At 72.1% G+C, this 20,560-nt stretch carries 21 protein-coding genes; 15 read left to right on the top strand and 6 right to left on the bottom strand.

The window, feature by feature from the left end; translation table 11 throughout:
- Window positions 1-16 precede the first annotated feature (16 nt).
- The 9 genes from B9W62_RS16920 (at window position 17) to B9W62_RS16880 (ending at window position 7,898) form a co-directional block, all read left to right on the top strand.
- Window positions 17-664 (top strand): HAD family hydrolase, encoded by a 648-nt coding sequence (locus tag B9W62_RS16920; protein WP_087807943.1) that lies wholly within the window; start codon window positions 17-19, stop codon window positions 662-664.
- 104 nt (window positions 665-768) lie between these two features.
- Window positions 769-1,485, top strand: coding sequence for a VC0807 family protein (locus tag B9W62_RS16915; RefSeq protein ID WP_087807942.1), 717 nt, complete (start codon window positions 769-771; stop codon window positions 1,483-1,485).
- A 23-nt stretch (window positions 1,486-1,508) separates the two neighbouring features.
- Window positions 1,509-2,771, top strand: coding sequence for an MFS transporter (locus B9W62_RS16910; protein WP_087807941.1), 1,263 nt, complete (start codon window positions 1,509-1,511; stop codon window positions 2,769-2,771).
- Entirely contained in the window at window positions 2,722-3,894 is a 1,173-nt protein-coding gene (locus tag B9W62_RS16905; RefSeq protein ID WP_087811947.1) for an acetoin utilization protein AcuC, read from the top strand. Before B9W62_RS16910 ends, B9W62_RS16905 begins: the two co-directional genes overlap by 50 nt.
- A 279-nt stretch (window positions 3,895-4,173) precedes the next feature.
- Window positions 4,174-4,989 carry a phosphatase gene (locus B9W62_RS16900; RefSeq protein ID WP_087807940.1) on the top strand — a complete coding sequence of 272 codons (816 nt, stop codon included), beginning with the start codon at window positions 4,174-4,176 and terminating at the stop codon, window positions 4,987-4,989.
- A gap of 129 nt (window positions 4,990-5,118) precedes the next feature.
- On the top strand, window positions 5,119-5,331 hold the full coding sequence (locus B9W62_RS16895; RefSeq protein WP_004984898.1) for a helix-turn-helix domain-containing protein: 213 nt from the start codon (window positions 5,119-5,121) through the stop codon (window positions 5,329-5,331).
- 109 nt (window positions 5,332-5,440) lie between these two features.
- Window positions 5,441-5,539, top strand: a complete 99-nt coding sequence (locus B9W62_RS16890) for a 30S ribosomal protein bS22 (RefSeq protein WP_003948845.1) — start codon at window positions 5,441-5,443, stop codon at window positions 5,537-5,539.
- 188 nt (window positions 5,540-5,727) lie between these two features.
- Entirely contained in the window at window positions 5,728-6,789 is a 1,062-nt protein-coding gene (locus B9W62_RS16885) for an NAD-dependent epimerase/dehydratase family protein (protein ID WP_087807939.1), read from the top strand.
- Window positions 6,790-6,803: 14 nt separating this feature from the next.
- Entirely contained in the window at window positions 6,804-7,898 is a 1,095-nt protein-coding gene (locus B9W62_RS16880) for a lysophospholipid acyltransferase family protein (protein WP_087807938.1), read from the top strand.
- A gap of 50 nt (window positions 7,899-7,948) precedes the next feature.
- Here the strand turns inward: B9W62_RS16880 and B9W62_RS16875 are convergent, their stop codons facing one another.
- The 3 genes from B9W62_RS16875 to B9W62_RS16865 all read right to left on the bottom strand — a co-directional run bounded on the left by B9W62_RS16875 (window position 7,949) and on the right by B9W62_RS16865 (window position 11,617).
- On the bottom strand, window positions 7,949-9,196 hold the full coding sequence (locus B9W62_RS16875) for a DUF5667 domain-containing protein (protein ID WP_179235521.1): 1,248 nt from the start codon (window positions 9,194-9,196) through the stop codon (window positions 7,949-7,951).
- 330 nt (window positions 9,197-9,526) lie between these two features.
- Window positions 9,527-10,321 (bottom strand): ECF subfamily RNA polymerase sigma factor, BldN family, encoded by a 795-nt coding sequence (locus B9W62_RS16870; protein ID WP_007443701.1) that lies wholly within the window; start codon window positions 10,319-10,321, stop codon window positions 9,527-9,529.
- A gap of 345 nt (window positions 10,322-10,666) precedes the next feature.
- The gene (locus B9W62_RS16865; RefSeq protein WP_179235520.1) at window positions 10,667-11,617 is read right to left on the bottom strand and encodes an HAD family hydrolase; all 951 of its coding nucleotides are present in this window, start codon (window positions 11,615-11,617) and stop codon (window positions 10,667-10,669) included.
- 120 nt (window positions 11,618-11,737) lie between these two features.
- On the opposite strand from B9W62_RS16865, the gene B9W62_RS16860 reads away from it, so the two are divergent.
- The 5 genes from B9W62_RS16860 to B9W62_RS16840 all read left to right on the top strand — a co-directional run bounded on the left by B9W62_RS16860 (window position 11,738) and on the right by B9W62_RS16840 (window position 17,477).
- Window positions 11,738-12,043: a glutaredoxin family protein gene (locus tag B9W62_RS16860; protein WP_087807935.1), complete on the top strand. Its 306-nt coding sequence runs from the start codon at window positions 11,738-11,740 to the stop codon at window positions 12,041-12,043.
- A 274-nt stretch (window positions 12,044-12,317) separates the two neighbouring features.
- Entirely contained in the window at window positions 12,318-13,091 is a 774-nt protein-coding gene (locus B9W62_RS16855; protein ID WP_087807934.1) for a redox-sensing transcriptional repressor Rex, read from the top strand.
- The gene (locus B9W62_RS16850; RefSeq protein ID WP_087807933.1) at window positions 13,088-14,827 is read left to right on the top strand and encodes a glutamyl-tRNA reductase; all 1,740 of its coding nucleotides are present in this window, start codon (window positions 13,088-13,090) and stop codon (window positions 14,825-14,827) included. The genes B9W62_RS16855 and B9W62_RS16850 overlap by 4 nt, the downstream gene beginning before the upstream one ends.
- Window positions 14,824-15,783: a hydroxymethylbilane synthase gene (gene hemC, locus B9W62_RS16845; protein WP_087807932.1), complete on the top strand. Its 960-nt coding sequence runs from the start codon at window positions 14,824-14,826 to the stop codon at window positions 15,781-15,783. The genes B9W62_RS16850 and hemC overlap by 4 nt, the downstream gene beginning before the upstream one ends.
- Window positions 15,780-17,477, top strand: coding sequence for a bifunctional uroporphyrinogen-III C-methyltransferase/uroporphyrinogen-III synthase (locus tag B9W62_RS16840; RefSeq protein ID WP_087807931.1), 1,698 nt, complete (start codon window positions 15,780-15,782; stop codon window positions 17,475-17,477). Before hemC ends, B9W62_RS16840 begins: the two co-directional genes overlap by 4 nt.
- A 236-nt stretch (window positions 17,478-17,713) precedes the next feature.
- Here B9W62_RS16840 and B9W62_RS16835 read toward each other — a convergent pair whose 3' ends face one another.
- On the bottom strand, window positions 17,714-18,418 hold the full coding sequence (locus B9W62_RS16835; protein WP_087807930.1) for a TetR/AcrR family transcriptional regulator: 705 nt from the start codon (window positions 18,416-18,418) through the stop codon (window positions 17,714-17,716).
- 127 nt (window positions 18,419-18,545) lie between these two features.
- Here B9W62_RS16835 and B9W62_RS16830 point away from each other — a divergent pair, with 127 nt between their 5' ends.
- On the top strand, window positions 18,546-19,508 hold the full coding sequence (locus tag B9W62_RS16830; protein WP_087807929.1) for an NAD(P)-dependent alcohol dehydrogenase: 963 nt from the start codon (window positions 18,546-18,548) through the stop codon (window positions 19,506-19,508).
- Window positions 19,509-19,542: 34 nt separating this feature from the next.
- Here the strand turns inward: B9W62_RS16830 and B9W62_RS16825 are convergent, their stop codons facing one another.
- Together B9W62_RS16825 and B9W62_RS16820 are read right to left on the bottom strand one after the other, a co-directional pair.
- Window positions 19,543-19,947, bottom strand: a complete 405-nt coding sequence (locus B9W62_RS16825) for an SRPBCC family protein (RefSeq protein WP_087807928.1) — start codon at window positions 19,945-19,947, stop codon at window positions 19,543-19,545.
- Between the two features lie 55 nt (window positions 19,948-20,002).
- Complete coding sequence (locus B9W62_RS16820) at window positions 20,003-20,464, bottom strand: MarR family winged helix-turn-helix transcriptional regulator (RefSeq protein WP_087807927.1); 462 nt, start codon at window positions 20,462-20,464, stop codon at window positions 20,003-20,005.
- Window positions 20,465-20,560 lie beyond the last annotated feature (96 nt).

Raw genomic sequence — 20,560 nt, 5'->3', positions numbered from 1 at the left:
CGTTTAGGGTCTCTGTATGCGCTACGACCTGGTTATCTTCGACAACGACGGTGTTCTCGTCGACAGTGAGCCGATCTCCAATCGGCTGCTGGCCGGCTATCTCACCGAGCTGGGGCACCCGACGTCCTACGAGGACTCGCTGCGGGACTACATGGGTGCCGCCATGCACCGCGTGCACGATCTCATCCTGGAGCGGACGGGGCGGCGCCTGCCCGTGGACTTCGACGACGTGTTCCACGGGCGGGTGTTCGCCGCCTTCGAGCGGGAGCTGGAGCCGGTTCCCGGGGCCGTCGGCGTGCTGGAGAAGCTGGCCGCGGACGGGGTGGCGTACTGCGTGGCCTCGTCCGGAAGCCATGAGCGGATCAGGGTGGGACATCGGAAGACCGGGCTGGACCGGTGGTTCGACGACGAGCGGATCTTCAGTTCTCAGGACGTGGGGCGGGGCAAGCCGGCGCCGGATCTGTTCCTGTACGCGGCCGAGCGGATGGGCGTGGCGCCGGACCGGTGTGTCGTGGTCGAGGACAGTCCGCTCGGTGTCCGGGCCGCCGTCGCGGCCGGGATGGACGTGTACGGGTTCACCGCGATGACGCCCGCCGACAAGCTCGCCGGGGCCACGCGACTCTTCGGGGACATGGGAGAGCTGGCCGACCTGATTCTCGGCTGACCTCTGACCCCTGCCCACTGAGTCCCGGCACCTGACATTTGTCATGCGCTGTTCTGGACGGGTGTTTCTACTGCGGGACCCCGCCCGGCCGTGAAGCTGAGTGCATGACCGAGCCTCGTAAGTCCCGGACCGTCGTGTCGCTGTTCCTGGACGTGGCAGTACCCGTCGGGTCGTACTACCTGCTGAAGGGCGCGTTCGGAATGAGCGCGGTCGCGGCGCTCGGCTGGAGCAGTGTCGTGCCCGCGCTGCGCACGGGGTGGGGCGTCCTGAGGCAGCGGGAGGTGAACGCGCTGCCGCTGCTCATCCTGTTGGCCAACCTGGCCGGGCTGCTGGTCGGCTTCGGGACGGGCGACGCCCGGCTGATGCTGGTCAAGGACAGCGCGATCTCCAGCCTGGTCGGGTTCGCGATGCTGGGGTCGGTGCTGCTCGGGCGGCCGATGATGACGGCGACGCTCAAGCCGTGGCTGGTGAAGGGGGACCCGGGCCGGGAGGCGGCCTGGGGGAGACTGCGGCGGGAGTCGGCGCCGTTCAGGCGGGCGGAGCTGCGGTTCTCGGCGGTGTGGGGGATCGCCTTCGTCGGCGAGTGCGTGCTGCGGATCGTGGGGGTCTACACGCTGTCCGTCGACACGATGGTGTGGCTCGGTACGGTCGTCATGATCGGCACGATGGTCGTCGCGTTCGTGGTGAGCGGTGCGCTGGGGGCGGGGCCCATGGTCCACATGATCGGAGCGGCCGGCACGGAGCACGATCCGGTCCGCGTGGGCGGCGCGGTCCTGGAAGCTGAGAAGAATTCATCTTTGGTTGGATCTACCCACGGGTAAGCCGGAGCCCTACGCTCGCCGCCATGACTGATGTGCTGCGGCACGGCAGGACCTCGCTCGCGTTCGGCTTCTTCGCCCAGGGGGTCGCCTTCGCGCTGCTGGTGACGCGTATCCCGGCCATCCAGGACCGGTACGGCGTCTCCGACGCGCTGCTGCCGGTCTTCCTCGCCGCCGTGCCGATCCTGGCCGGTGTCGGGAGCGTGGTGAGCGAGCGCCTGGTGCGCCGGGTGCGGCCGAGCCGGCTGCTGCGCTGGTCCCAGCCGGTGGTGCTGTTGGCGCTGCTCGGTGTCGGGGCGGGGGACCGGGTGGCGGTGCTGGCCGTCGCCCTGGCCGTCTTCGGGCTGGCCGTGGGTGCGCTGGACGCGTCGATGAACATGCTCGGGGTGAGCCTGCAACGGGCGTACGGGCGCAGCATCATGCTCGGCTTCCACGCGGCGTACAGCCTGGGCGGGATCCTGGGGGCCTCGCTGGCGTGGGCGGGTGCGCATTGGGACCTGGCGCTGTGGGTGTCGTATCTGCCGGTCGTGGTGGTGCTGTTGCCGGCCGCGCTGGTGGGGAGCCGGTGGTACGTCGACGGGGATCGCGGCGGCGTGGCGGGTGACGAGAGTGCGAGCGGAGGCGGAAGCGGAAGCGGGGGTGGAGTCGGTGCGGGTGTCGGCTTCAAGGTGCTGTTGCCGCTGTGCCTGGTGATGACGTTCGCGTACATCGGGGACTCCACCGTCTCCAACTGGAGCGCCAAGTACCTCCAGGACGTGCTGGGGAGTTCGGAGCAGCTGGCCACCGTGCCGTACAACGTCTACATGGTGACCACGCTGGTCGGGCGGGCCGTCGGGGACTTCGGGGTGCGGCGGTTCGGTGCCGTGGCCGTGGTGCGGGGCGGGGCGGTCGTCGCGGCCGGCGGGTTCGCCGTGGTGGCGTCGGCGCCGGGGCCCTGGGTGGGGATGCTCGGGTTCACGCTGCTGGGGCTCGGGCTGTGTGTGCTGGTGCCGCAGACGTTCGCGGCGGCGGGGCGGCTGGCGGCGGAGCGGGACGGTCGGCCGGGGGCGTCCGATGCGGCCGTGGCGCGGCTCAACGTGTTCAACTACGTCGGATTCCTGATCGGTTCACCGTTGGTGGGGGCGCTCGGGGACGCCTGGAGCTATCGCGGGGCGATGCTCGTGCCGATGGTGTTGGTGCTGGTGACGGTCGTGTACGCCAGGTCGTTCGAGGGCCGAGTGGACCGATACGGTGGCGGGCATGAGCGGCCGCGCACAGCTGATGTGGGACGAGGCAGTAACGGGCTATGACTTCGGTCCTGAGCATCCGATGGACCCGGTCCGGCTCGCCCTGACCCGGAGTCTGGTCGGTGCCCTCGGGCTCGACCGGGAGGTGGAGGTCGTCGCGGCGCGCCCGGCCGGGGACTCGACGCTGCGGCTCGTCCACCGCGAGGACTACATCGACGCGGTGAAGGCGGCGTCGGCCGAGCCGGCGGCGGCGGACGTGTCGTACGGGCTCGGGACGATCGACGATCCGGCCTTCGCGGGGATGCACGAGGTGTCCGCGTTGATCGCCGGGCAGTCGGTGGGAGCGGCGGAGGCGGTGTGGCGGGGGGACGCGCCGCACGCGGTGAACTTCGCGGGCGGGCTGCACCACGCGATGCCGGGCGCGGCGTCCGGGTTCTGCGTGTACAACGACGCGGCGCTGGCGGTCGCGCGACTCCTTGAGCTGGGGGCCGAGCGGGTCGCGTACGTGGATGTCGACGTGCATCACGGGGACGGCGTGCAGGCGGCGTTCTGGGAGGACCCGCGGGTGCTGACGGTGTCGCTGCACGAGCACCCGGCGACGCTGTTCCCGCAGACCGGGTGGCCGGAGGAGACGGGGGCGGACCGCGCCGAGGGGTCGGCCGTGAACGTCGCGCTGCCGGCGGGGACCGGGGACGAGGGGTGGCTGCGGGCGTTCCACGCGGTGGTGCCGGAGGTCCTCGCGGAGTTCCGGCCGCAGGTGCTGGTGACGCAGCACGGTGCCGACACGCACTTCGAGGATCCGCTGGCGCATCTGGCGGTGTCGCTGGACGCGCAGCGGGCGGTGCAGGTGGCGTGTCACGAGCTGGCGCACGAGTACGCCGGGGGGCGGTGGGTGGCGCTCGGCGGGGGTGGATACGCCGTGGTGGAGGTGGTGCCGCGGTCGTGGACGCACCTGGTGGGGATCGCGGCGGGGCGGCCGGTGGAGCCGGAGACGGTGATCCCGGAGGGGTGGCGGCAGGAGGTGTACGCGCGGACGCGGCAGCTGGGGCCGCAGCGGATGACGGACGGGCGGTGGCCGGTGTCGTATGCCGCATGGGAGGCGGGGTACGACCCCGCGGATCGGTTGGACCAGGCGGTGCGGGCGGCTCGGCGGGCGGTGTTTCCGCTGCGGGGGCTCTTGCCGTAGGGATTTCTCGGGGCGTTTTCCGGTTGCCCGGCGCTGGTGCGGGGCCGGGGCCGGGGCCGGGGGCGGGGGCGGTGCGCTGCCCCCGGCGGTGCGGGGTGCCGCTGCGCCCACCCGTGCCGCCCGGGGGTACCTCTCAGGCCGTTCAGGCACTGGGGGAGGCACGATGGCCCGCAGCTTGGGCGGCCGCGATTGCCCGCAGGCGCGGCGCGTTACGCCGACCGTGCGTAGGTTCTGCCGTTTCCTCTTCCCCTGATGGGAAGACCCGGCAGCATCGGGGGTGTGCTGACCCGTGGAGCTCTTCGGGCTCATCTTCTTGATGTTCGGCTGGCCGGGGTGGTGGCGACCTCTCGGGAGGTGAGTCTGCGGAGTTACCGGTTGTTCGCCGCGCGGGATCCCCGGGTGCTGCTGGGGATCGACCCGGAGCGGGCCTGGGGGCCGCGGGAGCTGCTCGGGCTGATGGCGGAGAGGTGCGGGGTTTCGGCCGATCCGCGTGAGGTCTCCGGCCAGGACGTCATCGACCCGGACCGGACCCTCGCGGCGCTGGACGCGTTCGCCGACCGGCTCGCGGCGGTCGCCGGGCGTCGGGCTCCGGTGCTGCTCGGGACCGGGCACCCGCATCGGCTGCTCGGTTTCTACGTCGCCTTGGCCGAGGCGCTGTCGGCGGCGGGATGTGCTGTCCTCACCCCGGCGCAGGGTCGCTGTGTCGACATAACGACCCGGTTCGGTCTACGCACGTACCTCCTCGACTACGTCCGCGGAGTCGCGTTGGTGCGGGAGCCCGGTGCCGGGCGCGCCGGTGGTGAGCCCGGCGCGCACACGCACTCGCCGCTGCCGGTTCGGGCCGCGCTGGCTGCCGCGGCCGAGGGTGGCGGACCGCTGCCCGAGTTGGTGATCGGGGACCACGGGTGGGCCTGCGGGGCAGGTCAGCTGGGGTTCGAGGCCATCGGTCCGGCCGATACGGACGATCCCGCGCTGTTCGTCGGTCAGGCCGAGGGGTGCGTGTCCGTCGCCGTTCCACTTGATGACGCTGTGCGGTCCGAGTACTACCGACCGCTTACCCGCTACGTACTCAATCGGGCGTGTCTGTCACGGTAGGGAAGCGATGGGTGCACCTCTTCCCCATTCGCATCACCCGCCCCTACATTGGGGAGTGAGCACGCAGCGACGAAGAGTCACCGGAAGGGGAAGCCGGTGGCCGTCGAGTGCGGAAGGTTCAGGTGTGTCATGGCTGCAGCTGGCGAAAGGCCTCTGAACGAGGTTCAGTTTCTTACCGTGGCGGAGGTCGCCTCGGTGATGCGCGTGTCCAAGATGACCGTGTACCGGTTGGTGCACAGCGGTCATCTGCCCGCGATCCGGGTGGGACGGTCGTTCCGCGTCCCGGAGCAAGCGGTTCACGAGTACCTCCGCGAGAGCTACGTGGGGGTGGAAACGGCCTGACGGCCCTCGATTACGACCTCAGCGCTCGGACCGGTAGGCTGGCCCCTCGTAGGTCGTGTGGGCCCATGGCGCTCACCAACCGAGTGATGAGAAGTGAGCGAGGATAGTCGTGGGCTCTGTTATCAAGAAGCGGCGCAAGCGGATGGCCAAGAAGAAGCACCGCAAGCTGCTGAAGCGCACGCGCGTTCAGCGTCGCAACAAGAAGTAGGCGACGCTGCGCCGTCAGCGTGTCCTGTGGCCCCCCACCGCATCCGGTGGGGGGCCACAGTCGTACGGCGTCATTTTTCGTCATGTGCCGCGTCCGACGGTCATCACCGCGCAACACCTACCGGCTAAGTTGGCCCGCAGACGGGGAACGCGGCAGGCTACGGAGCAGGCGGAAGGAAGGCGCTGATCTTGGGCAAGGTCGTGCTCGTGACCGGAGTGGCCCGGCAGCTGGGCGGCCGGTTCGTCCGGCGCGTCCAGCGTGATCCCGACGTGGAGCGGGTGATCGGCGTGGACGCCGTCGCGCCCGAGCACCATCTGGGCGGCGCGGAGTTCGTCCAGGCGGACATCCGGCAGTCGGCCGTCGGACGGGTGCTGGCCCAGACCCGTGCGGACACGGTCGTGCACCTGGACGTGACGGGCACACCGCTGGGCAGCGGCAGCCGCACCTCGGTCAAGGAGACCAACGTCATCGGCACGATGCAGCTGCTCGGCGCCTGCCAGAAGTCGCCGACCGTGCGGCGGCTCGTGGTGAAGTCCAGTACGAACGTCTACGGGTCCGCGCCGCGCGACCCTGCGGTCTGCACCGAGACCACCGCGCCCAAGTCCCTGCCCAGCGGCGGCTTCGCCAAGGACGCGGTCGAGGTCGAGGGGTACGTGCGGGGGTTCGCGCGCCGCCGGCCGGACGTGTCGGTGACCGTGCTGCGGTTCGCCAACATCCTCGGTCCGGCCGCGGACACGCCGCTCGCCTCGTACTTCGGACTGCCGGTGCTGCCGACGGTGTTCGGCTACGACCCGCGGTTGCAGTTCGTGCACGAGGACGACGTGATCGAGGTGCTGCGGGTCTGCGCGGACGAGCCGCGGCGGGGCACGCTGAACAGCGGGACCTTCAACATCGCCGGGGACGGTGTGCTGCTGCTCTCGCAGTGCTCGCGCCGCCTCGGCCGTCCCACGGTGCCGTTGCTGCTGCCGGCGGTCACCTGGGCGGGTTCGCTCGTGCGTACGCTGGGGATGACGGACTTCTCCCCCGAGCAGATCCGGCTGCTCACCCACGGGCGGGTGGTGGACACCACGCAGATGCGCGAGACGCTGGGCTTCCGGCCGAAGTACTCGACGGCCGGGGCGTTCGCCGACTTCGCCCGCGGCCGCGGTGCCGGGCTGCTGCCGCCCGAGGCCCTCGCGGGGGCCGTCGACCGGATCGCGGAGCTGTCGCTGCGGGGCAGCGGCCACCTCCCGACGCAGAGCGCCAACTGAGGAGCGCAGCAACGATGGCGGACGCCAAGGTCATTCCGTTCGACGACGACCGGTCGCGGGGGAGCCGCGGCGCGGGGAGCCGGCGCAGGGGCGGTGCGGCGGAATCGGCGCCGGTGGGCGAGGGGCCGGGGGGCGAGGTGCAGCCGCTGCCCGTACGGGGGGCCGCCGCGCAGGGCCCCGCTCCCGTGCCGGACGGGCCGGACGGGCCGGACGCGTCGCCCGGGGGCCGGCCGGCAGCGGACGGCGGCGGTGCGGACGGCGGGGAGGACGGCGGCCTGGAGCGGCGCGTCGCGGCCGGCCTGTCCTTCCTGCGCCGCCGGCTCACCGGGGACTACGAGGTCGACGACTTCGGCTACGACGCCGAGCTGACCGACCAGGTGCTGATGTCCCTGCTGCGCCCGGTGTACGAGAAGTACTTCCGGGTCGAGGTGAAGGGCGTGGAGAACATCCCGGCCGAGGGCGGTGCGCTGATCGTCGCCAACCACTCCGGGACGCTGCCGCTGGACGGGCTGATGATGCAGGTCGCCGTGCACGACCACCATCCGGCCGACCGGCACCTGCGGCTGCTGGCGGCGGACCTGGTGTTCGTGCTGCCGGTGGTCAACGAGCTGGCACGCAAGCTGGGCCACACCCTGGCCTGCGCCGAGGACGCCGAACGGCTGCTGGCGCAGGGCGAGCTGGTCGGGGTGATGCCGGAGGGCTTCAAGGGCATCGGCAAGCCCTTCGGCGAGCGCTACAAGCTCCAGCGGTTCGGACGGGGCGGCTTCGTGTCCACGGCCCTGCGGCAGGGCGTGCCGATCGTGCCGTGCTCGATCGTCGGGGCGGAGGAGATCTACCCGATGATCGGCAACTCCAAGACCCTGGCACGGCTGCTGGGCTTCCCGTACTTCCCGCTCACGCCGACCTTCCCCTGGCTCGGTCCGCTGGGTGCGGTGCCGCTGCCGACGAAGTGGACGATCCAGTTCGGCGAGCCGATCCCGACGGACGGCTACGCGCCGGAGGCGGCCGAGGACCCGGTGCTGATGTTCAACCTGACCGACCAGGTGAGAGAACAGATCCAGCACACGCTGTACAAGCTGCTGGTGCAGCGGAGGTCGGTGTTTTTCTGACGGGCGGTACGACGGTGGGGCGCTCCCGGAGTCGGGGCGCCCCACCGTGCTCAGTCCGCGTCCTCCGCCTCGATGCCCAGGCCGGGCAGGAGGCCCGGGAGGAGGGGCGGGAGGGTGACGTCCGGCTCCGCGGGCGGGGTGTTGCCGCCCGCGGGCGGGGAGGCGGTGCCGGTGTCGTCCTTCGGCGGGTCGAGCAGGCCGCCGGTGCCGCCGCCGAGCAGACCGTCGCTGTCGTCGCCGGAGTCGGCGGACTCGCTGGGCCGGCCGGACTGGGAACGCCCGCGCTCGGACGTGCCCTCGTCCCCGGTGCGGGGCGGTGACGAGTGACCGGAGCCGGGGGTGTCGGTGGTCGTCGAGCCGGAACCGCCGGGGCGGCCGCCGGCCCCGCTGTCGCCGTCCTCGGCGGGCGGCCGGGGCAGCATGGACTCCAGCGGAGCCACGTCGTCGTCTATGGCGTCGAACACCGACGACACCTGCTCACTGACGTCCCCGAGCTGCACGGGCAGCCGCTCGCGCAGTGCTCCCCAGGTCTCCCGGTGGGACTGGGAGAAGGCGGAGAGGGCCTGCATGGGGGCCAGCGAGTCGGGATCGTGGGCGTAGGCCGCGCTGAGCAGGCGGTGGCCCTCGGAGGCGTCGTGCCGCATGCCGGACAGGGCGCGGCGGACCTCGCCGAGGGACTCGTGGTCGAGAGGGCCGCTACGGCCGCGCTCCATCAGCCGGCGTGCCTCGCTGAGCCGGGTCGAGGCGAGGTCCAGGTAGGCCCGGCCCCGCTCGTCGTTGCCGTCGGCCAGGCCGAGGCGGAAGTCCTCTATGCCGCGCTTGAGGCCGTAGAGCGAGTCGCCGGGCAGGGCGTCCGAACTGGCGGCGGCCACTCCGCCGAAGGCCCCGGCGGCCACGCTCACGCTCAGCCCGCCCGCGGTGAGGCCCTTGGCCAGCCGTGAGCGGGGCCGGAACCTGCTCAGCGGCGCCGCCCGATGGGTGCCGCGCGCCCGGCGCTGCTCCGGTACCGACGTGTCCGCCGCCCCGCCGCTCGCGGTGCCCTCCTGCAACATGGCCTCGAAGGCGGCCACGAGCTGGGCCCGCTGGACGACCTTGACCTCGGGGTCCAGCTCGGGCCGGGGCAGCGTCTCCAGACCATGGGCGAGGGTCGTCAGGCGACCCTGCTCGGTCGGTTCCGCGGTGGCCCCGGCGGTCGCCGGCCCTCCGGACTGCTCGGCCGCCGCCCCGGGGTCCGACTGCTCCTCCAGGGCCTGGGCGAAGGCGTTCGCCCGCCGGTGTGCCGATACGTTCGCGATCACTGGCGGCACCTCCTCTCGTCATCACGGTCGACTCCCCAGGGGGTCCTGAGGGTTGCACGCCCTGGTCGGAACCATCCGATCGGGTGATCGGACTCGGCCAGGGGGTGACCACAGGGAGCCTGCATCCCGCACAACGAGCGGCGCGGCACTTGGGTTACGGACGGTGGATGCTCGGACGGTGGACTCAACGGACTTTCACCGATGGTGACTTGGGGAACGCGAAGGGTGAGTGCCGGCCGCGGGCGCCGGCGGCGGGCGCTCCTCGGCGGGCATCTCTCAGTGGTTCTCTCGGCGGCGGCCTCTCTCAGCGGCCGCTCTCGGCGGCGTCTCTCAGCGGGCGTCGTCCGGGAGCAGCCGGGCGAGGGTCCGCACGGCCCGGTACTGGAGCGTCTTGATGGCGCCCTCGTTCTTGCCCATGACCCGGGCGGTCTCGGCGACCGAGAGGCCCTGGAGGAAGCGCAGGGTCACACACTCCTGCTGCTGCGGGTTGAGCCGTCGTACCGCCTCCAGCAGTGCGGCGTTGGAGAGCGACTCCAGGACGGAGTCCTCGGGGGAGCGCTCGACCTCGTTGGCGTCGAGCATCTCGCCGGTGGTGACCTCGAGGCGGAAGCGGCTGGACTTGAAGTGGTCGGCGACCAGGTTGCGGGCGATCGTCACGAGCCAGGCGCCGAAGTCGCGCCCCTGCCAGGTGAAGGTGCCGATGCGCCTGAGGGCCCGCAGGAAGGTCTCGCTGGTGAGGTCCTCGGCGGTGGCCTTGCCTCCCACGCGGTAGTAGATGTAGCGGTACACGGTGTCGCTGTACTGGTCGTAGAGCCGGCCGAAGGCGTCGGCCTCGCCGGCCTGGGCCCGCTCGACCAGCTCCATCATGCGGGCGCTGTCGCTGTCCGCGGCGGGGCGGCGGTGGGTGGTGGCGGCGGCCCCGGACGAGGACGACCGCGCTCGTCTGCCGACGGCGGCGCTTCCTTCGGCCAGTGCGTAGCACGGACCGGCGGGCACGGCGGCCGCGGCGAGGGCGGGGACGGCATACGCGGTGGGGACGAAGCCGCGCAACAGGTCTTGGGCTGATTTGACCGTTGCGCGCAGCGTAGCCAGGCCCGAGGCGTCAACCCCGACGTGTGGGTACACGGGACTCCCAGAGGCAGAGCTTCCATCACGTGCAGTACGGAACCATTCACCCGTCGTAGCGAAGGTGGGGCACCGGAATGCGTCTGAGGAGAATAACGCTTCGTGCAGGCACTGCTACGCCCAGTTGCTCAAATCATCGATTACGTCGCTTCTGTGCCCGATTGACGCTCGATCAGCTGCGCCAGAATGATCGCTTGATGACCGGAACGGTTCGAATTCCGGGTGACTACAGAGCGTGTTGTGGCCGATGTGAGTACAGGGGACTGGAGAGGGCGTCCCGGGGGTACGTCATTTCGATTGGGTCGGCGACTGGGCCGGCGACTCGGTCCCGCGTCAACGACCGCGTCAACGGCGGCGGCGGTGCAGCGCGATGGCCGCCGCGGTGCCGCCCGCCACCGCGCCGACGCCCGCGGCCGCGGGGATGCCGACCTTGGCCGCCTTGCGGCCGGTGCGGTAGTCGCGCAGCCGCCATTCCAGCTCGCGCGCGTGCTTGCGCAGCTTGGAGTCCGGGTTGATGGCGTACGGGTGCCCGACCAGGGACAGCATCGGGATGTCGTTGTGGGAGTCGCTGTAGGCGGCGCAGCGGGAGAGGTCGAGGGCCTCCGCCGCAGCCAGCGCCCGGACCGCCTCCGCCTTCGCGGGGCCGTGCAGCGGTTCGCCGACCAGCTTGCCCGTGTAAACGCCGCCGATCGACTCGGCCACCGTGCCGAGCGCGCCGGTCAGGCCCAGGCGGCGGGCGATCACCTGGGCGATCTCCACCGGGGCCGCGGTGACCAGCCAGACCTTCTGCCCGGCGTCCAGGTGGGCCTGGGCGAGGGCGCGGGTGCCGGGCCAGATCCGCTCGGCCATGTACTCGTCGTAGATCTCCTCGCCGATCGACCTCAGCTCGGAGACGCGGTGGCCCTTGACGATCGACAGCGCGGAGTCGCGGGCGTCCTGCATGTGCTCCGGGTCCTCGAACCCGGCCAGCCGGAACCACGCCTGCTGCCAGGCGAAGCGGGCGAGGTCGCGGGTCTCGAAGAACTTCCGCTTGTACAGGCCCCGGCCGAAGTGGAAGATCGCGGCGCCCTGCATGACGGTGTTGTCGAGGTCGAAGAAGGCGGCTGCTCTGTCGTCGCCGTGCACCGGGAACTCCGGCTCCGCGGCACCGGAGTCCGGGGCGGTTTCCTGAGGGGTCTCGGTGAGCTCGGCGGCCTCTGCGGACTTGCGCGCCGCCTCCGCCGAGGCCTCGCCTGCCAACACGCTCCGTGCCGTGGCGGAGCGCCTACGGGGAGCGAGCCATCGAAGAGCGGCCATGCCCGTGAGCATAGCCAGTTTGTTCGGATGCTTCGGAGTCGAGAGGTTCGCGGGCTGTGAACTCTGGGCGACCGCGCCGTTAAACGGTCGCCCGGCGAGGGGGCGCCCGCGCGCGCGAGAATGGCCGGCATGAGTCCCCTCTTCCGCCGGAAGCCCGCGCAGCATCCTGAGCACTCCGAGAACCATCTCGTCACCCTCATCCGCAAACCCGGCTGTCATCTGTGTGATGACGCACAGCTCGTCGTCGAGAAGGTCTGCGCGGAACTCGGCGTCCCCTGGGAGGGGAAGGACATCACCGAGGACCGCGCGCTCCACGACCAGTACTGGGAACAGATTCCGGTCGTCCTGGTCGACGGACGGCAGCACACCTTCTGGCGTGTGAACGAGGAACGGCTGCGCAAGGCACTGACCGATCAGTACAAGTAGTCCGTATGGTCGCTTAGGATCGATGGCGACCAGGTCTCGGGGGCGTTGATCGTGAGGAGTGTGTGCGGCTTTGCCCCCGATGAGTGAGGAACGAGGGCGTGCATGCGCCGGTTCCCGTCCCGTGCGCCGGGGGCGCGTGACCCCGGTCACGTTGGCCGGGCAAATCGGACACCATCTTTGTGCACGCGTTCACAAAGACATAGCCTGCATTCGACGGGGCGGTCATGTAGGGACGTATGACCGCCTACAGCCCCGCTCTACCCGCAGGAGCACCGTGGCAACTGGCCGAACACACCGACCGGCGACCCGCAGCCGAGGGATTCCCGAGGCCACCGTCGCCAGGCTTCCGCTGTACCTCCGCGCACTGACCGCGCTCTCCGAGCGCTCGGTGCCCACGGTCTCGTCCGAGGAGCTGGCGGCCGCCGCGGGGGTCAACTCCGCGAAGCTGCGCAAGGACTTCTCCTACCTGGGCTCCTACGGGACGCGCGGGGTCGGCTACGACGTCGAGTATCTCGTCTACCAGATCTCCCGTGAACTCGGCCTGACCCAGGACTGGCCGGTTGTGATCGTAGGAATCGGTAACCTCGGCGCCGCGCTCGCCAACTACGGCGGCTTCGCGTCCCGCGGTTTCCGGGTGGCCGCGCTGATCGACGCCGACCCGGGGATGGCCGGAAAGCCCGTCGCCGGCATCCCGGTGCAGCACACCGACGAGCTGGAGAAGATCATCCAGGACGACGGTGTCTCCATCGGTGTGATCGCGACCCCCGCCGGCGCCGCCCAGCAGGTCTGCGACCGCCTCGTGGCCGCCGGTGTCACCTCCATCCTGAACTTCGCGCCGACGGTGCTGAACGTCCCCGAGGGCGTCGACGTGCGCAAGGTCGACCTCTCCATCGAGTTGCAGATCCTCGCCTTCCACGAGCAGCGCAAGGCCGGTGAGGAGGCCGCGGGCGACGCGGGTGCCGTACCGCCCGTCGCCGCGCGCAAGCAGCAGCAGCCCGCCACCGACCAGGGACCCGACGGGGACGTGCCCGCCGTGATGCCGGCATGAGCCTCCTCGTCGTCGGGCTGAGCCACCGCAGCGCGCCGGTCAGTGTGCTGGAGCGGGCGTCCCTGAACGCGAACGCGCAGCTCAAGCTGCTCCAGGACACGGTCGCCGCCGAACCGGCCGCCGAGGCCGCGGTGCTGGCCACCTGCAACCGCATCGAGCTGTACGCCGACGTGGACAAGTTCCACGCTGGTGTCGCCGAGCTGTCCACGCTGCTCGCCCAGCACAGCGGGGTCGGCCTGGAGGAACTCACTCCGTACCTCTACGTGCACTACGAGGACCGGGCCGTCCACCACTTGTTCTCGGTGGCCTGCGGGCTGGACTCGATGGTGGTCGGCGAGGGGCAGATCCTCGGCCAGATAAAGGACTCGCTGGCCCGCGCCCAGGACCTGCACACCGCCGGACGGCTGCTGAACGACCTGTTCCAGCAGGCGCTCCGGGTCGGCAAGCGCGCCCACTCCGAGACCGGCATCGACCGCGCCGGACAGTCCCTGGTCACCTTCGGCCTGGAGCAGCTGTCCGCCGGAGCCGACGTCCAGCAGTGGGCCCGGGGCAAGAAGGCGCTGGTCATCGGCGCCGGTTCGATGTCCTCGCTGGCCGCCGCCACGCTGGCGCGCGCCGGGGTCGCCGAGATCGTGGTCGCCAACCGCACCTTCGAGCGGGCCGAGCGGCTCGCCAGGATCCTGTCCGAGGGCGACGACACGGACGTGCTGGCCCGCGCGGTACCGATGGACTCGGTGCCGGGCGAGCTGACACGTGCCGACGTGGCCGTTTCCTGCACGGGCGCGACCGGACTGGTCCTCACGGCCGACGCGGTGGTGGCCTCGGTGGAGGGCCGTACCGGCGCCCCCGCCGTCGAGGACACCGCCGTACGGGAGGCCGCCGTACGGGAAGCCGCCGCAACGGAAGCCGCCGAAACGCCACTGCCGGGTGCCGGGAGCGCCGCCGAGGAGAACTGCCCGCTGGACCTGTCCTCCGTGTCCTCCGTCCCCTCCGGCTTCTCCGTCATGGGCGAGGCCGCCGTGGCCGGCCTGGACGCGGCGACGCTGGAGCAGCACGGGGCCTGGGCCGCGGGCGGTACGGCGGTGGACCGGACGCGCGAGGCGGGCCGGAGCGGTCCGGAGGCGGACGCCGAGCTGATCGGCGCCCTCGCCGCGACGGCGACCCGCGTCGGCCGCATCCCCGAGCGCCGCCGTCCGGAACCGGTCGTCGAGGTGCCGCGGCCCGAGCCCGTGCTCTTCCTGCTCGACCTCGCGATGCCGCGGGACGTCGACGCGGCCGTGCACCGGCTGGCCGGGGTGCGCCTGGTGGACATCGAGTCGCTCGCCGACGCCTCCGCCGACGCCCCGATGGCCGCCGACGTGGACATGGTCCGCCGGATCGTCGCCGACGAGGTCACGGCGTTCGGCGCCGCCCAGCGCGCCGCGCACATCACGCCCACCGTGGTCGCGCTGCGCAGCATGGCCGCGGACGTGGTGGCCGGTGAGATCGCCCGTCTGGAGGGGCGGCTGCCGGGGCTCGACGACAAGCACCGCGCCGAGATCACCCAGACCGTCAAGCGTGTGGTCGACAAGCTGCTGCACGCGCCGACGGTGCGGGTCAAGCAGCTCGCCGCCGAACCCGGCGGTGCCGGGTACGCGGACGCGCTGCGCACCCTGTTCGACCTCGACCAGGAGACGGTGGCCTCCGTCTCCCGCGCCGGGAACAGCACCACTGAGAAGAACCGAGGGCCGGCATGACTGAGAAGGCACTGAGGCTGGGGACCAGGCGGAGCAAGCTCGCCATGGCCCAGTCCGGGCAGGTGGCGGACGCCGTGAGCCAGGTGACCGGTCGGCCCGTTGAGCTGGTCGAGATCACCACGTACGGCGACACGTCGCGGGAACACCTGGCGCAGATCGGCGGCACGGGCGTGTTCGTCGCCGCGCTGCGCGACGCGCTGCTGCGGGGTGAGGTGGACTTCGCGGTTCACTCGCTCAAGGACCTCCCCACCGCGCAGCACGAGGACCTGGTGGTGGCGGCGATTCCGGAGCGCGAGGACCCGCGGGACGTGGTCGTCGCCCGGGACGCGCGCAAGCTGACCGACCTGCCGCGCGGGGCGCGCATCGGTACGGGAGCGCCGCGCCGCATGGCGCAGCTGAACGCGTACGCCCGCACCCACGGGACGGAGATCGAGACGGTCCCGATCCGGGGCAACGTCGACACCCGCATCGGATTCGTCCGCAGCGGTGAACTGGACGCCGTCGTACTGGCCGCCGCCGGGCTCAACCGGGTCGGCCGCATCGACGAGGTGACCGACTTCCTGTCGGTCGACACGGTTTTGCCGGCCCCCGGCCAGGGGGCACTGGCGATCGAGTGCGCGGCGGACAACGCCTCGCTGATCGCCGCGCTCGCCGAACTCGACGACCCGTTCACGCGGGCCGCCGTAACGGCCGAGCGGTCACTGCTCGCCGCCCTGGAGGCCGGTTGCAGCGCACCCGTGGGGGCGCTGGCCGACCTTCTGGCCGACGGGCAGATTGTCAAGGAAATGCGCCTGCGCGGCGTCGTCGGCACGACCGACGGCTCGACGCTGGTGCAGCTGTCCACCACCGGTCCCGTGCCCGAGACGCACGAGGCGGCGCTGGCACTCGGTCGCGAACTCGCCACCGAGATGCTCGCCCAGGGCGCGGCCGGTCTGATGGGGGAGCGAGCACAGTGAGCCCCACCACCCTTCCCGCCGGTCCTGAACACGGGCACGTCACCTTCCTCGGTGCCGGACCCGGAGATCCGGGACTGCTGACTCTGCGCGCCGTCGAGGCGCTGGCGCACGCGGACGTCCTCGTCGCCGAGCACGAGGTGCTCGACGTCGTACGCACGCATGCGAAGCAGGGCGTGTCGGAGGTGCACACGGATGCCGATCCGTCGGATCCGGGCACAGGCGCGCCCCAGCTGACGGTAGTTGACGGTGCGTCAACGACCCTCGGCGCCCCCGCTGTGCGGGATGCCGCACATCTTGTCATGGAGGCCGCGCGGGGCGGCAGGCGGGTCGTGCGTGCGGTGACCGGGGACCCCGGGCTCGACGCGTACGCCGCCGAGGAGATGCTGGCCTGCGCCGCCGCCGGAGTGCCGTTCGAGGTGGTCCCCGGTATCGCGAACGCCGTCGGCGTGCCCGCGTACGCCGGTGTGCCGCTGCGGGACGCGCAGGGCGCGGACGTGCGGTTCGTGGACGCCCGTACGGCGTCGGACCGCTGCTGGACCGAGGTGGGCGCCTCCGACGGCACGGTGGTCGTGTCGACGACGCTGGACTCGGTGGCCGCGGCGGCCGGTGAGCTGGTGTCGGCGGGCCGCAAGCCGGACACCCCGCTGACGGTGACGGTCGCCGGTACGACGACGCGGCAGCGCACCTGGACGGCGACGCTCGGCACGGTCGCCCAGACCCTGAAGCAGGCGAAGGTGCTGCCGTCCCCGGACGGCGGCCGCCCGGTGATAGCCGTGGTCGGCGAGCGCTCCGCCCCCGCCCGGCGCGACCAGCTGTCGTGGTTCGAGTCCAAGCCGCTGTTCGGCTGGAAGGTCCTCGTGCCGCGCACGAAGGAGCAGGCGGCTTCGCTCTCCGACCAGCTGCGGTCCTACGGGGCCGTCCCCAGCGAGGTCCCGACCATCGCGGTGGAGCCGCCGCGCACCCCGCAGCAGATGGAGCGGGCGGTCAAGGGCCTGGTGACGGGCCGCTACGAGTGGATCGCGTTCACGTCGGTCAACGCGGTGAAGGCGGTCCGCGAGAAGTTCGAGGAGTACGGCCTCGACGCCCGCGCCTTCGCCGGCATCAAGGTCGCGGCGGTCGGTGAGCAGACCGCCAACGCCCTCATCGCCTTCGGCGTCAAGCCGGACCTGGTCCCGAGCGGCGAGCAGTCGGCCGCCGGTCTGCTGGAGGACTGGCCGCCCTACGACCCGGTCTTCGACCCGATCGACCGCGTCTTCCTGCCCCGCGCCGACATCGCCACGGAGACCCTGGTCGCCGGTCTGATCGAGCTGGGCTGGGAGGTCGACGACGTCACGGCCTACCGCACGGTGCGCGCCTCGCCGCCGCCGGCCACGACCCGGGAGGCCATCAAGGGCGGCGGCTTCGACGCGGTGCTCTTCACGTCGTCGTCCACGGTCCGCAACCTGGTCGGCATCGCGGGCAAGCCGCACAACGTCACGGTGATCGCCTGCATCGGCCCGGCGACCGCCAAGACGGCCGAGGAGCACGGGCTGCGCGTCGACGTGATGTCCCCCGAGCCGTCCGTCACCAAGCTGGCGGAGGCCCTGGCCGACTTCGGCCTGCGGCGCCGCGCGGCAGCGCTGGAGGCGGGGGACCCGGTGACCCGGCCGAGCGAACGGCGGCCGGGGTCACGGAGACGGCGGTCCTCGACCTGAGATGTACTTCGGCGTGAGCCGACGCGGGGCGTCCCTGGTTTCAGGGGCGCCCCCTTGTCGTTGCGCGGATCAGGTCCCGCCGGGCCGAGCGCCACCCGAGGCGGACTGGGCCGGCGCCTTCACCAGACCGCCGCGCCCCAGCCCTCGGGGCCTTGACGTCGTCGATGAGGTACGTGCCGATCCTGCCGACGCGATCGGGGCGGGTGGAAGGCGGCGGTCGTCGCCCGGTGTCTCGGTCATGGCCGCACGGCGGCCGTCCGCACCGGCGCCGGCCGGTGCAGGCCCGACAGGTCCAGTGCCGGGGCCGGGGGGAGTGGGGCCGGGCGGGACGGCGGGTGGGCCTGGAAGGACTGGAAGAGGTAGGTGAGGAGGCGGCGGGCGGCGGGGAGGGCGGTTTCGGGGGGCTGGGCCGCCAGGCCGCTGACCGCGAGGAGGAGCAGGGGGATGTCGGCGGGGGCGAAGTCCTCGCGGAGCTGGCCGGCGTCGCGGGCGCGCTGGACGAGGTGCGCCAGGCGCTCTTCGGCGCAGGCGCGTTCCCGGTCGTAGCCCAGGGCTTCGGGGAAGCCGGCCATGAAGACCGTTTCGAAGCCGTGGTCGGTGACGAGTGTGGTGCAGACCTTGTCGAGGAGCGTGTACAGGCCGTGGCCCGGGTTCGGGTCGGCCATGGCCTCCTCGAACGCGGACGCACACACGGCCAGCTGGTCCTCGAAGGCGGCGGTGACGAGGGCCGAGCGGGTGGGGAAGCGGCGGTAGAGGGTGGCCACGCCGACACCGGCCCGGCGGGCGACCGCGCTCATCGGGGCGTCCACGCCGTGCGCCGCGAAGACCTCGCGTGCGGCGTCCAGGACGCGTTCCCGGTTGCGGCGGGCGTCGGCGCGCAGCTCCGCCGGGGCGGCTCCGGCCGCCGGACCGGGCGGCTTGTGAGAGGGCTGGTCAGGCATGTTTCTCACTTCCGGAGTAAGTGGAAGGTCTCGTCCACTTATGACCCTAGCGTGGGCGCAGCGGCGGACGCGGGCCTCGCCTCCGCGCTTCCCGAACGCGATACGGATCTCGAGACATGGGTGAGACATGGGTGAGATGAAGGCGGTTCTCTTCGACCGTTACGGCCCTCCCGAGGTGCTCTACGTCGGGCGGCGGCCGGTGCCGGCCATCGGCCCCGGCGAGGTGCTGGTGCGCGTGCGGGCCGCCGGGGTCAACGGCGGCGACCTGCACGACCGCAGGGGCAAGGTGCGCCTGGTGACCGGGCGGGCCTTCCCCAAGGGATGCGGCATCGACTTCGCGGGGGAGGTCGCCGAAGTGGGTGCGGCCGTCACCGGGGTGCGGGAGGGGGAGCGGGTGTGGGGGCTGCTGGGGCGTCGCACCGGCAGCATGGCCGAGTACGTCGCCGTCAGCCCGCGGCGGATCGCGTCCGCCCCCGCGAACCTCACGCCGGAGGAGGCCGTCTCGCTGCTCGCGGGCGCGACCACGGCGCTGACCGCGCTGCGCGACAAGGCCGCCGTGCAGCCCGGCGAGCGGCTGCTCGTGCGGGGCGGGAGCGGCGGCGTCGGCAGCGTCGCCGTGCAGGTCGGCAGGATGATGGGGGCCCGTGTCACCGCGCTCGCCGGTGCGAAGAACCTCGACTTCGTGCGGGGGCTGGGGGCCGAGGAGGCGCTGGATCACCGGACGACTCCGCTGTCCGCCCTCGGCCGCTTCGACGTCGTCCTCGACACGGTCGGCACCGAGCAGGCCCGGGTGCGACGGCTGCTGGCGCCGGGCGGGCGCATGGTCGCCGTCGCCCCCGACCTCGACCGGCCGCTCGCCTGGCTCGGTACCGTGCTCGGCTCCGTCGCGCACGGCAAGGGGCGCATCCGCTTCTTCAGCGGCAATCCCGACAGCGCGCTGCTCGCCGAGGCCGCCCGGCTCGCCGAGCGCGGCGACCTCGTCCCCGTCGTCGACACCGTCCACCCGCTCGACCGGGCCGCCGACGCGCAACGCGCCCTGGAGGCCGGGGGCGTCCGGGGCAAGCACGTGGTGCGGGTCGCCGCCGCGTAGGCTCCGGGGCCGCGATCCGCCCTGGTCGGTCTCCCTAGTCGGTCTCCAGCAGCTCCTTGAGCCTCGCCAGGTCGGCGGTGACCATGGCCGCGTCGCGCTCGAAGTCGGCGTCGGTCGTCCCCGGCCGCCGCCGGAGGGTGAACACCACCTCGCTCGCCGTGCCGTCGGCGATGACGCGGAGCGGGTTGTGGACGGTCTCCCCGGAGGGCAGCGTGACGTGGTGGTCGAGTACGCCCAGGTCGTTGGGCGGGGTGAAGGTCACGGTGACCCGGCCCATGGGGGCGGACTCCGCGACCCAGTGGTCCGCCCTCTTCTCGATGGAGGTGCCGAGGCCGTGGGCCCACGCGGGCAGGTGGGCCGGATTCGAGGCGTAGGCGTAGACGTCGTCGACGGTGCGGTCGACGCGGATGCTCAGGTGGCGCGACTCGACGCTGTTCATGGCAGCGACGGTAGCGGGCCGCCGTCGCCGTCGCCTTGAAGGAATCGGACACCCCTCAGTGGTGCCAGGCCCGGCCGCCCGTGTTGTGGATGAAGCGCTGGAGCACCTTCATGGTGGTCAGGTACTCCTCGTCGGGGATTCCGGCGTGGCGTTCCGTCCACAGGTCGTCCTGGAGGGCGGCTGCCTTCTCGAAGAACGTCCTGCCCTCCGGGGTCAGGGAGAGCAGGCCGTCGGAGGCGGTCTCGGTGATCCAGCGCGCCGCGATCGTCGCGTCGATCTCCGACTCCATCGCCTCCGGGCCGGCATCGAGGTAGTTCCGCAGGAGGCCGGAGACCTCGGCGCGGGTCTTCGGGGTGTCGGCGCGGGCGACTTGGGCGAGGACCCACCACTGGGGCTGGGTCGTGCCGAGCTCGGCCAGGGCCGCCCGGGTTCGGGTGACGACGGCTTTGTACGCCGCCCAGCTCCAGTAACCGATGGGCTGGCGGATCAGTTCGGCGTCGCTGTGTGAGTAGTCCATGGCGTCGACGGTAGAAGCTGAAGTTTGGTTGAGGTCAAGCTTGGCGGAGGTCGGTCCGGGGCCGACTCCCCGTCGGCAAAGGCACGGGTGGGGCGG

The sequence above is a fragment of the Streptomyces sp. CS113 genome (genome assembly GCF_002188365.1).
GTDB lineage: Bacteria > Actinomycetota > Actinomycetes > Streptomycetales > Streptomycetaceae > Streptomyces > Streptomyces tendae.
The sequence above is the reverse complement of the archived record's forward strand: the minus strand, read 5'-3'. Positions and strand labels throughout refer to the sequence as shown.

Excerpts from the sequence above, each read along its gene's own strand:
- B9W62_RS16825 (WP_087807928.1), bottom strand. The coding sequence starts at position 19,947 with ATGAACAGCGTCGAGTCGCGCCACCTGAGCATCCGCGTCGACCGCACC.
- B9W62_RS16830 (WP_087807929.1), top strand. The coding sequence starts at position 18,546 with ATGGGTGAGATGAAGGCGGTTCTCTTCGACCGTTACGGCCCTCCCGAG.
- hemC (WP_087807932.1), top strand. The coding sequence starts at position 14,824 with ATGACTGAGAAGGCACTGAGGCTGGGGACCAGGCGGAGCAAGCTCGCC.
- B9W62_RS16915 (WP_087807942.1), top strand. The coding sequence starts at position 769 with ATGACCGAGCCTCGTAAGTCCCGGACCGTCGTGTCGCTGTTCCTGGAC.
- B9W62_RS16910 (WP_087807941.1), top strand. The coding sequence starts at position 1,509 with ATGACTGATGTGCTGCGGCACGGCAGGACCTCGCTCGCGTTCGGCTTC.
- B9W62_RS16835 (WP_087807930.1), bottom strand. The coding sequence starts at position 18,418 with ATGCCTGACCAGCCCTCTCACAAGCCGCCCGGTCCGGCGGCCGGAGCC.
- B9W62_RS16850 (WP_087807933.1), top strand. The coding sequence starts at position 13,088 with ATGAGCCTCCTCGTCGTCGGGCTGAGCCACCGCAGCGCGCCGGTCAGT.
- B9W62_RS16895 (WP_004984898.1), top strand. The coding sequence starts at position 5,119 with ATGGCTGCAGCTGGCGAAAGGCCTCTGAACGAGGTTCAGTTTCTTACC.
- B9W62_RS16820 (WP_087807927.1), bottom strand. The coding sequence starts at position 20,464 with ATGGACTACTCACACAGCGACGCCGAACTGATCCGCCAGCCCATCGGT.
- B9W62_RS16880 (WP_087807938.1), top strand. The coding sequence starts at position 6,804 with ATGGCGGACGCCAAGGTCATTCCGTTCGACGACGACCGGTCGCGGGGG.
- B9W62_RS16920 (WP_087807943.1), top strand. The coding sequence starts at position 17 with ATGCGCTACGACCTGGTTATCTTCGACAACGACGGTGTTCTCGTCGAC.
- B9W62_RS16860 (WP_087807935.1), top strand. The coding sequence starts at position 11,738 with ATGGCCGGCATGAGTCCCCTCTTCCGCCGGAAGCCCGCGCAGCATCCT.
- B9W62_RS16905 (WP_087811947.1), top strand. The coding sequence starts at position 2,722 with ATGAGCGGCCGCGCACAGCTGATGTGGGACGAGGCAGTAACGGGCTAT.
- B9W62_RS16865 (WP_179235520.1), bottom strand. The coding sequence starts at position 11,617 with ATGGCCGCTCTTCGATGGCTCGCTCCCCGTAGGCGCTCCGCCACGGCA.